Origin of the sequence: Pseudomonas sp. NPDC087804 (genome assembly GCF_044742965.1) — a bacterium.
Lineage (GTDB): Bacteria > Pseudomonadota > Gammaproteobacteria > Pseudomonadales > Pseudomonadaceae > Aquipseudomonas > Aquipseudomonas rustica.
The window spans coordinates 1-10,027 of sequence record NZ_JBIUVN010000035.1; the positions used below are offsets into that span (position 1 = coordinate 1).

Below are 10,027 nucleotides of genomic sequence, written 5' to 3' on the forward strand. Positions count from 1 at the left end.
AAGAGCACCTCTCCTACGGTCTGTCCGTGGGCTCCAATGGCTTCGCCGAGAAATATGCTGCCTTCAGCATGGGCGAGTATGGCTGGCTTAGTCAAGAAGACCTCCCGTAAATAAAGCATGAAGGGGCAATCGCAGGTTGTAAAAAAGCGGAGTGACGTATGGACACGTCACCCCGCTTCTTCACTGAATTATTCTGCGCGCTTTTAGTGGACACACTAAAGCTGTAGCTTACAGGAAAGACCTCGATTTCGGAAGGGCGAAACACACACAAACTCGCCTTATAAAGGCATGGCGACGCGCGACCACGGTGATGGCACGGTTGACACCCCTTCACCCCTCTCTAGAATAGGTACCCATCTCAAGTTTCGAGCAAGAAACCCTGAATGAGTACCCACATCAGCATCGCTGACGCCGCCACGCTGCTGAATGTCAGTACGCAACGGGTCAGAACCCTTTGCCGCAACGGCGATCTCCAGTCCGAAAAGATCGGTAATACCTGGATCATCGACCACGCCAGCTTAAAAAATTACGGGCTCCGAACCGCACATATGATTGCACAAGATCACCCTGCTTACGCCGTGCAGACGTCGTCGAGCGAGCGCATACCTATCGCTCTGAGTTTTTTCTCCGGCGCCATGGGCCTCGATCTCGGCCTGGAAAAGGCTGGTTTCGATATCCGCCTGGCCTGCGAATCGAACAAGCATTGCCGCCAGACCATCACCCTGAATCGCCCCAACACCGCGCTGCTCGGTGACATCAATGACTGCACCGCCGAGCAAGTGCTGGAAGCCGCACAGGTGCGCGCCGAAGACGTCGACCTGATCGTCGGCGGCCCGCCCTGCCAGGCCTTCAGCACCGCTGGCAAGCGCAAGGCGTTCAACGATGATCGCGGCAACGCCTTCCTCAAGTACATCGATCTGGCGCTGGAAATTCGCCCACGCTTCATCGTGATCGAGAACGTGCGCGGGCTGTTGTCGTGCCCGATGGATCATCGCCCGCACAATCAGCGCGGTAGCGAATTCCCCGATCTGTCCCTCGACGAAATGAAGGGCGGCGCGCTCAACTTCGTCATCAGCGTGCTGCGACGTGCCGGCTACACCTGCACGTTCAACCTGTACAACTCGGCAAACTTCGGCACGCCGCAAATTCGCGAGCGGGTCATCATTGTCTGCTCCCGCGACGGCAAAGAAGCGCCGTTCCTGACGCCAACCCACTCCGAAGACGGCTCCCACGGCCTGCCGGTCTGGAACAAGCTGCGCGGCGCACTGGTCGGTCTGGATCAGCACACGCACCTGAACTTCCCGGAAAAACGCCTCAAGTACTACCGCATGCTCACCGCCGGACAGAACTGGCGCAGCCTGACTCCGGACTTGCAGCAAGAAGCTCTCGGCAAGTCGTATTTCTCCGGCGGCGGCAAAACCGGTTTCCTGCGCCGCCTGCATTGGGAAAAACCCTCGCCGACGCTGGTCACCCACCCAGCCATGCCGGCCACAGACCTCGCGCACCCGGAAGAGGATCGCCCGCTGTCAATTCAGGAATACAAACGCATCCAGGAGTTTCCGGACGATTGGCAACTGGCCGGCCCGCTGATCGAGCAATACAAACAGGTCGGCAACGCCGTACCGGTCAGCCTCGGCCATGCGGTCGGCAAGTTGATTCGCGACCTGCTCAGCGGCACCGATCAGGCGCCGCCGCAGGACTTCCGCTTCTCGCGCTACCAGGCCACGTCGCACAACGACTGGCTGCAAGTGTTCGAGCAGCAGAAGAAGAAGCTCCAATTCGACCTGGAACTGGCCTGATTCACCGCCGAGGGAGCATCTGCTCCCCCAAACCTCACGCCTCACTCATCGCTTGAAGAGTTGAGGCGTACCAGACGATCCCACTGGATCGCACCCTCAGCGTTGCAAAACTCGCTGGTGAATTCTTCCGTGAACTGGTTGACCAGTTGCGTGTACGAGTCCTGGAATTGGGCATTACGCTCGTGCGCCTTAAAGCCCAGCGGCCCGATCAGCTCGACAAACAGATCCGGGTCGCCCGAGATGAACTCCCAGAAACGCTGACCGCAGAGTTTGCTGTAGTCGCCCTTGTCCGGATTGTTATCACGCCCGTAGCAGCAACCGTTGACGGCAACGATGTTCAGGCCGGACTGGCTGGTACGCAACGTACGCTGCGCCGTTTTGAAGTTGGTACGCATTTGGGTGATCTGCGAGCTGTTGCCCCAGTTCGGCCCGGACTTGATCGCGACCAGATGACGGCGCCCGTCCTTGTCGAACTCAAGATCGACACCAGCGACCGCTGACTTCCAGCCTCCGTACGTCTTGCCATTGATAAAGATCGCCAGCCCTTCCAGCCAATCGCCGAACAGGGTTTCCTCGTTAGAGGACACGTGCGCATCAACAATCCCGCGAACGATCTGCTCCGCCGTCTGCATGTCCTTGGCTTTGAACATGTAGGGATTCTTGCGCTTGAGCACACTCTTGAGCTTCAACCGCGACAGGCTGTCGAGGCGCTTCTGGTGAAACGTGCCGATATTGTCTTCGACGTACTTGGCCACATCGGCCAGATCCAATGGTTGCATCCGTTGCATTCCTTTCAAAAATTGAAACTTCAGACAAAACAAAGGCGCTTTACGCGCCTTGTTTTTTTTCACGATCGAATTACTTCAGATCGAGCACATCCTGCATGTCATACAGGCCCGGCTCACGGCCATCGAGCCACAGCGCAGCACGCACCGCGCCCTTGGCGAAGGTCATGCGGCTGGAAGCCTTGTGGGTGATTTCCAGACGCTCGCCCTCACAGGCAAACAGCACGGTGTGATCGCCGACCACATCACCGCCGCGAACCGTGGCAAAACCAATGGTTTCACGCTCACGCGCGCCGGTGTGGCCTTCACGCCCATAGACAGCGACCTTCTGCAGATCACGATCCAGCGCATCGGCAATCACTTCGCCCATGCGCAGCGCGGTACCCGAAGGTGCGTCGATCTTGTGCCGGTGATGAGCTTCGATGATCTCGATGTCAGCCTCATCGCCCAGCACCCGCGCGGTCATCTCAAGCAATTTCAGCGACAGGTTGACCCCGACGCTGAAGTTGGCGGCAAACACGATCGGGATGTCTTTCCCGGCATCGGCCAGCAATTGCTTCTGCGCCGCGTCCAGCCCGGTCGTACCGATGACCATGGCTTTGCCTGCCTTGCGGCAGAACGCCAGGTTTTTCAGCATCACTTCGGGCAGGGTGAAGTCGATCAATACATCGAACTCTTCAGCCACGGCTTCGATGTGAGCGGACAACGGCACGCCAATACGACCCAGCGAAGCCAGCTCACCGGCATCAACGCCGATCAACGTGCTGCCCGGACGCACCACGGCAGCGGTCAAACCGGTCAGCGGCGCGCGCTGTTGCACGGCTTCGACCAGAATCTTACCCATGCGCCCAGCAGCGCCCATCACAGCTATACGTCGCATGCCGACTCCTTACAGATCGCCGAAGAAGCGCTTCACACCGTCAAACCAACCGGTGGTTTTCGGTGAATGGCTGTTGTCGTCGGCCAGCGAGCTGCGGAATTCTTCCAGCAGTTCGCGCTGACGACGGTTCAGATTCACCGGCGTTTCGACCGCAACGCGGCACATCAGATCGCCTGCACCGCCGCCACGCACCGGCGCAACGCCTTTGCCACGCACACGGAACTGCTTGCCGGTCTGGGTGCCTTCAGGGATTTTCAGTTTGACGCGACCGTCGAGGGTCGGGATTTCCAGCTCGCCGCCCAATGCTGCGTCGACGAAGCTGATCGGCACTTCGCAGAACAGATGCTTGCCGTCACGCTGGAAGATGTCGTGCTCGCGCACGTTGATGACCACGTACAGGTCGCCCGTCGGGCCGCCCTGCGTACCCGCTTCGCCTTCGCCGGACAGACGAATGCGGTCGCCGGTGTCGACGCCGGCCGGTACTTTGACCGAGAGGGTTTTGTACTCTTCAACGCGACCGTCACCGTGGCAGGAATCGCACGGATCGGAAATGATCTTGCCTTGGCCATGGCAACGCGGGCAGGTTTGCTGCACCGAGAAGAAGCCTTGCTGCATGCGCACCTGACCGATGCCGCCGCAGGTCGGGCACGTCGATGGCGAGGAGCCTTTCTTGGCACCCGAACCGTCGCACGGCTTGCAGTTGACCAGTGTCGGAACGCGGATATTCACCGACGTGCCGCGCACAGCTTCTTCCAGATTCAGCTCCAGGGTGTAGCGCAGATCACTGCCACGCTGAGCGCCGCCACGACCACCGCCGCGACCGCCACCGAAGAAATCACTGAAGACATCGCCAAAGATGTCAGAGAAGTTCTGACCGCCAAAACCGGCACCGCCGCCGCCCATGCTTGGGTCGACGCCGGCATGACCGTACTGGTCGTAAGCCGCACGCTTGCTGGAATCGGACAGCACTTCGTAGGCCTCGTTGGCCTCTTTGAACAGTTCTTCCGACGCTTTGTCATCGGGATTACGGTCCGGGTGATGCTTCATCGCCAGACGACGATAGGCCTTCTTCAGGTCTGCATCGCTTGAGCCACGCTCAACACCCAACACTTCGTAATAGTCACGCTTTGCCATAAGTCTTCTGCACTCTTGAGGACGTCCGGCAAACCCCTCCTGAGGATCGCCAAACTCGTTGAGCCCCAATACAGGCCCGGACCCAACTCACGTCAATTCAACGATCCTGGTCTTTGATTCTGCGGTACTTGCGGCGCGAAAAGCAGGAGCATTCCCGGCCATACCGCCAGCATCCGAACGCTGTCGCATGCTGTAAAAATTCGCGTATTCCAGATACGCCAACGCGGGAGCTAGCTCCCGCGCGGCGACATCCTACCAGTCACTGCCCGAAGGCAGTCAACCGGCCGACCAACAACTTACTTGTGGTCTTTGACTTCTTCGAACTCTGCATCGACAACGTCGTCAGCCTTCTCAGCCGATTCGCCTTGCGGGGCTGCGCCATCAGCTGGCTGAGCCTGTTCGGCGTACATCTTCTGAGCAACCGGAGCGGAGACTTTCGACAGCTCTTCAACCTTCGCTTCGATAGCAGCCTTGTCGTCGCCTTTGACAGCGGCTTCCAGAGCAACCACAGCCGCTTCGATCGCAGTCTTCTCTTCGGCGGTGACTTTGTCGCCCGCGTCAGCAACCATTTTGCGAGTCGAGTGAACCAGTGCATCACCCTGGTTACGGGCAGCGGCCAGTTCTTCGAACTTGCGGTCTTCTTCCGCGTTGACTTCAGCATCACGAATCATTTGCTGAATTTCGTCATCGGACAGACCGGAGTTGGCCTTGATCACGATCGACTGAGTCTTACCGGTAGCCTTGTCTTTCGCGCCGACGTGCAGGATGCCGTTGGCGTCGATGTCGAAGGTTACTTCGATCTGTGGCACGCCACGTGGAGCAGGTGGAATGTCCGCCAGATCGAACTTGCCCAAGGACTTGTTCTGAGTGGCTTGCTTACGCTCACCCTGCAGCACGTGAATGGTCACAGCGCCCTGGTTGTCGTCGGCAGTCGAGAACACTTGCGATTTCTTGGTAGGAATCGTGGTGTTTTTCTCGATCAGCGCGGTCATCACGCCACCCATGGTTTCGATACCCAGGGTCAGCGGGCTGACGTCGAGCAGCAGAACGTCTTTCACGTCACCGGCCAGAACAGCGCCCTGAATCGCAGCACCCATGGCAACAGCTTCGTCCGGGTTCACGTCTTTACGTGCTTCTTTACCGAAGAAATCGGTTACCAGCTTCTGTACCAGCGGCATACGGGTCTGACCACCGACCAGAATCACGTCGTTGATCGCGCCAACGTCCAGACCAGCGTCTTTCATGGCGATGCGGCAAGGTTCGATGGTGCGCTGAACCAGGTCTTCAACCAGTGCTTCGAGCTTGGCACGCGAAATTTTCACGTTCAGGTGCTTCGGACCGGTCGCATCTGCAGTGATGTACGGCAGGTTAACGTCGGTCGACTGGCTCGAGGACAGTTCGATCTTGGCTTTCTCAGCGGCTTCTTTCAGGCGCTGCATCGCCAGCGGGTCACCTTTGAGGTTCATGCCGCTTTCTTTCTTGAATTCGTCGACGAGGTAGTCGATCAGACGAATGTCAAAGTCTTCACCGCCCAGGAAGGTGTCACCGTTGGTGGCCAACACTTCGAACTGGTGCTCGCCGTCAACTTCAGCGATTTCGATCACGGAGACGTCGAAAGTACCGCCACCCAGGTCATAAACGATCACGGTGTGATCGCCCTTGGCCTTGTCCATACCGTAAGCCAGAGCGGCTGCGGTTGGTTCGTTGATGATACGTTTTACGTCCAGACCCGCGATGCGGCCGGCGTCTTTGGTCGCCTGACGCTGGCTGTCGTTGAAGTAGGCCGGAACGGTAATGACCGCTTCAGTCACTGGCTCGCCGAGGTAGTCTTCGGCGGTCTTCTTCATCTTCTTCAGAATTTCAGCCGAGATTTGTGGCGGCGCCATTTTCTGGCCGTTCACTTCAACCCAAGCGTCGCCGTTGTCAGCCTTGGCGATCTTGTACGGAACCATCTGAATGTCTTTCTGCACAACTTCTTCGTCGAAACGACGACCGATCAGACGCTTAACTGCGTACAGAGTGTTGTGCGGGTTGGTCACAGCCTGACGCTTGGCCGACTGACCTACCAGGATTTCGCCATCGTTGGCGTAAGCGATGATCGACGGCGTGGTACGCGCGCCTTCAGCGTTTTCAATAACTTTTGCTTTGCCGTTTTCCAGCACGGAGACGCAGGAGTTGGTGGTCCCCAGGTCGATACCGATAATTTTGCCCATGTTAACTCTCCCGAAACTTTGGATTTGGATGCCGCAGCAGTGGTGGCTGACTGCGGTAGCACTTAAACGCTTGACTTCTAAATGGGGGCCTTGCGGCTAATTTCAAGCCTTCTCGTCAATCGAAGGCGAAATTGGCGCAGGCGCCTTGCTGACCACAACCATGGCCGGGCGCAACAGGCGACCGTTGAGCTGGTAGCCTTTCTGAAACACCTTCAAAACGCTGTTCGGTTCTACGTCGGCGCTTTCTTGTGCAGCCATCGCCTGATGGTAAACAGCGTTGAACGGTTCGCCATGCGGATCGATCGCTTCAAGCTGATAACGCTTGAGGGTGTCGTGGAACATTTTCAGCGTCAGCTCGATGCCTTCACGCATCGGACGGATGCTTTCGTCGTCCGGGTTCGACAACTCGAGACCGCGCTCCAGACTGTCGACGATCGGCAGCAGGTCACTGGCGAATTTCTCCAGGGCGAATTTGTGCGCCTTCTCGACGTCCAATTCGGCACGGCGGCGGACGTTCTGCAGATCGGCAGCTACGCGCAGAGATTGATCTTGCGCTGCGGCCAATTGCTCTTCGAGCACTTGCACACGGGTCGCCAGGTCATCACTCGAACCTTCTGGCGCCTGAGGGGCATCTGGGTTTTGCGTATCTACTGTCTGTTCGTCAGCCATAGAATTCTCCTTTCAATTTCTTCCGCGAGCCTGACCCGCGCTTCTGTCCCGATATATGGGGCCGCAAAATCAGGCTTCAAGGGCCTTCAAGCATTAACCCTACAAAAAAGTGCCGCATTCTCATTCCCTGATGCGCTAAGAAGTTTTGCGGTTCAAGCAAATCGAGCTAAGCGAGGGCATTGTCAGGCCGAAACAAAACACTGTATAAATAACCAGACCTAAAGCCTGGGAGCGGCCTTTATGCTGGTGCACCTGTCCGTACATAACTACGCCATCGTTGAACATCTCGATCTCGAACTTGATCGCGGGATGAGCGTGATCACAGGGGAAACCGGCGCTGGCAAGTCGATCATGCTCGACGCCCTCGGCCTGACCCTGGGCGATCGTGCCGACAGCGGCGTGGTTCGCCCGGGCGCCGACAAGGCCGACATCCTCGCGACGTTCGATCTGGTCGACATCCCCGAGGCCAGCGCCTGGCTGGCCGAGCGCGATCTGGACATCGACGGCCCGTGCATCCTCCGTCGGGTCATCACCAGCGAAGGCCGTTCGCGTGGCTACATCAACGGCACGCCCTGCCCGCTCGGCGACCTCAAGTCCCTTGGCGAATTGCTGATCGATATCCACAGCCAGCATGAACACCAGTCGTTGCTGAAAACCGATACCCATCGCCGCTTGCTCGACGAATACGCCGGCGCGACCGATCTGGCCCGCCAGGTTCATCTGGCCGCCCAGCGCTGGCGTCAGACCCGTCAGGAGCTGGAGCGTCTCTCCAATTCCGGCGACGAACAACGCGCGCGCCATCAACTGCTCAGCTATCAGCTCGAAGAACTGGAAAATCTCGGTCTCGGCGATAACGAACTGGAGCAACTGGAGCAGGAACACAAGAATCTGACCAACGCCGAAACCTTGCTGGGCATTTGCCGGCAAGTGGTCGAGCAATGCAGCGAAAGTGATTCGGGCAATGTCCTGAACGCGCTGACCGCCAGTCTCAATCGCCTGTCGAGCGTGAATAACTCGGTCGGTGCTCTGGGCGAAGCCAGCAGTTTGCTGACCAGCGCGCAGATTCAGGTTGAAGAGGCTGTCGGTGAACTCAATCGCTTCCTCGACAACTTCGATGCCGATCCGGCACGCCTGCAATATCTGGAAGAACGCCTCGACGCTATTTATACGCTGGCGCGCAAACACCGAATCCAGCCGACCGAAGTCGCGGAAATGCAGCAGAAGCTGCTGGATGAAATCGAAACCCTGAATGCCAACGATGAATCCATCGAGCGTCTGGGTGAGGAGCTGGCGTCCTACGCCCGTCATTATCAAGAGAAGGCCCGCGAGCTGAGCGATTTGCGCCATCAGGCCGCCGGCAGCCTTGCCAGTGCAGTGGAACAAGAGATTCAGCGTCTGGGCATGCCCGGTGGCCGATTCACCATCGAGCTGCGCGCCAACAGCAGTGACGAACTGCTGCCGAACGGGTTGGAACAGGTCGAATTGTTGGTCAGCGCCAACCCCGGGCAACCGCTCAAAGCGCTGGCAAAAGTGGCGTCCGGTGGTGAGCTGTCGCGGATCAGCCTGGCGATTCAGGTGATCACTGCGCAGACATCCCGGGTGCCAACGCTGGTATTCGACGAAGTGGACGTGGGCATTGGTGGCCCGACGGCGGAAATTGTCGGCCAGTTGCTACGTCGCTTGGGTGAACGCGGACAGGTACTGACGGTGACGCATTTGCCGCAGGTGGCCGCGCAGGGTCATCAGCACCTGTTTGTGCACAAAGTGCGTGGCGATGAGGCAACCCACACAGCCGTGTCCAAGCTGAGCAAGACCGAACGAATAGAAGAAGTCGCGCGGATGCTCGGCGGCATCGATCTGACCAAGGAATCGTTGGCTCACGCGAAAAAAATGGTGGTTACCGCGAAAGTTTAAGATTTTGAAACAATAGAAAGCACGAAGGCGACCCTTGGGTCGCCTTCGCTCGTTTCGCGAACCTGAATTCGCGCGACATGCTTACTTTTTCTTGCGGACGTACAGCACCAGGTTGTGATCAACCATCTCAAAGCCATGCTTCTCGACGATCGACTTCTGAAGTTTTTCGATTTCTTCGTCGAAGAACTCGATCACTTCACCGGTTTCCACATTGACCATATGGTCGTGGTGGCCACCGTCAGCCAGTTCGAATACCGCGTGGCCGCCGTCGAAGTTGTGACGGACCACCAGGCCAGCTGCTTCGAACTGGGTCAGAACACGGTAAACCGTGGCCAGACCGACGTCCTCGCCAGCTTCCATCAACGCCTTGTAGACGTCCTCGGCACTCATGTGACGCTGCTCGGTAGAGTCGAGCATTTGCAGGATCTTGACCCGTGGCAGGGTCACTTTGAGGCCGGCTTTGCGTAGTTCGCTATTTTCAACCATGGTCAGCTTTCTCGCGATGCTGCTTCGCAGCTTCTCTTAATGCGGGTATGATCGGCGTTTACTTTGTCACAGCCAAGATAGTGGAAGTCGCCCAACGAATCAAAAAAACAACATCTTGAAAACCATTTTCACCAATTTGGTAATTAT

The 10,027-nt window shown here is 57.8% G+C and carries 9 protein-coding genes; 2 read left to right on the top strand and 7 right to left on the bottom strand.

Annotated features, from left to right (window positions below; translation table 11 throughout):
* The coding region (locus ACIOMO_RS25485; RefSeq protein ID WP_401244279.1) for a hypothetical protein at nucleotides 1–95 on the bottom strand (95 nt) is incomplete at its 3' end.
* A 288-nt stretch (nucleotides 96–383) separates the two neighbouring features.
* Between ACIOMO_RS25485 and ACIOMO_RS25490 the strand changes: the two genes are divergently transcribed.
* Nucleotides 384–1,799: a DNA cytosine methyltransferase gene (locus tag ACIOMO_RS25490; RefSeq protein WP_401244238.1), complete on the top strand. Its 1,416-nt coding sequence runs from the start codon at nucleotides 384–386 to the stop codon at nucleotides 1,797–1,799.
* A 41-nt stretch (nucleotides 1,800–1,840) separates the two neighbouring features.
* Here ACIOMO_RS25490 and ACIOMO_RS25495 read toward each other — a convergent pair whose 3' ends face one another.
* From ACIOMO_RS25495 to grpE, 5 genes are all read right to left on the bottom strand, one after another.
* Nucleotides 1,841–2,578 carry a PmeII family type II restriction endonuclease gene (locus tag ACIOMO_RS25495; protein ID WP_053117022.1) on the bottom strand — a complete coding sequence of 246 codons (738 nt, stop codon included), beginning with the start codon at nucleotides 2,576–2,578 and terminating at the stop codon, nucleotides 1,841–1,843.
* Nucleotides 2,579–2,657: 79 nt separating this feature from the next.
* Complete coding sequence (gene dapB / locus ACIOMO_RS25500) at nucleotides 2,658–3,464, bottom strand: 4-hydroxy-tetrahydrodipicolinate reductase (RefSeq protein ID WP_053117021.1); 807 nt, start codon at nucleotides 3,462–3,464, stop codon at nucleotides 2,658–2,660.
* A gap of 9 nt (nucleotides 3,465–3,473) precedes the next feature.
* Nucleotides 3,474–4,598 carry a molecular chaperone DnaJ gene (dnaJ, locus tag ACIOMO_RS25505; protein WP_053117020.1) on the bottom strand — a complete coding sequence of 375 codons (1,125 nt, stop codon included), beginning with the start codon at nucleotides 4,596–4,598 and terminating at the stop codon, nucleotides 3,474–3,476.
* 296 nt (nucleotides 4,599–4,894) lie between these two features.
* On the bottom strand, nucleotides 4,895–6,811 hold the full coding sequence (gene dnaK / locus ACIOMO_RS25510) for a molecular chaperone DnaK (protein ID WP_158830202.1): 1,917 nt from the start codon (nucleotides 6,809–6,811) through the stop codon (nucleotides 4,895–4,897).
* 102 nt (nucleotides 6,812–6,913) lie between these two features.
* Nucleotides 6,914–7,480, bottom strand: coding sequence for a nucleotide exchange factor GrpE (grpE, locus tag ACIOMO_RS25515; RefSeq protein WP_053117018.1), 567 nt, complete (start codon nucleotides 7,478–7,480; stop codon nucleotides 6,914–6,916).
* A 240-nt stretch (nucleotides 7,481–7,720) separates the two neighbouring features.
* Here grpE and recN point away from each other — a divergent pair, with 240 nt between their 5' ends.
* Complete coding sequence (recN, locus tag ACIOMO_RS25520; protein ID WP_212549749.1) at nucleotides 7,721–9,394, top strand: DNA repair protein RecN; 1,674 nt, start codon at nucleotides 7,721–7,723, stop codon at nucleotides 9,392–9,394.
* An 81-nt stretch (nucleotides 9,395–9,475) separates the two neighbouring features.
* Here recN and fur read toward each other — a convergent pair whose 3' ends face one another.
* Complete coding sequence (gene fur / locus ACIOMO_RS25525; RefSeq protein WP_008088309.1) at nucleotides 9,476–9,880, bottom strand: ferric iron uptake transcriptional regulator; 405 nt, start codon at nucleotides 9,878–9,880, stop codon at nucleotides 9,476–9,478.
* Nucleotides 9,881–10,027 lie beyond the last annotated feature (147 nt).

Bases quoted from the DNA above. Each gene is read 5' to 3' on its own strand.
- ACIOMO_RS25490 (WP_401244238.1), top strand. From the start codon at position 384: ATGAGTACCCACATCAGCATCGCTGACGCCGCCACGCTGCTGAATGTC.
- ACIOMO_RS25495 (WP_053117022.1), bottom strand. From the start codon at position 2,578: ATGCAACCATTGGATCTGGCCGATGTGGCCAAGTACGTCGAAGACAAT.
- dapB (WP_053117021.1), bottom strand. From the start codon at position 3,464: ATGCGACGTATAGCTGTGATGGGCGCTGCTGGGCGCATGGGTAAGATT.
- dnaJ (WP_053117020.1), bottom strand. From the start codon at position 4,598: ATGGCAAAGCGTGACTATTACGAAGTGTTGGGTGTTGAGCGTGGCTCA.
- dnaK (WP_158830202.1), bottom strand. From the start codon at position 6,811: ATGGGCAAAATTATCGGTATCGACCTGGGGACCACCAACTCCTGCGTC.
- grpE (WP_053117018.1), bottom strand. From the start codon at position 7,480: ATGGCTGACGAACAGACAGTAGATACGCAAAACCCAGATGCCCCTCAG.
- recN (WP_212549749.1), top strand. From the start codon at position 7,721: ATGCTGGTGCACCTGTCCGTACATAACTACGCCATCGTTGAACATCTC.
- fur (WP_008088309.1), bottom strand. From the start codon at position 9,880: ATGGTTGAAAATAGCGAACTACGCAAAGCCGGCCTCAAAGTGACCCTG.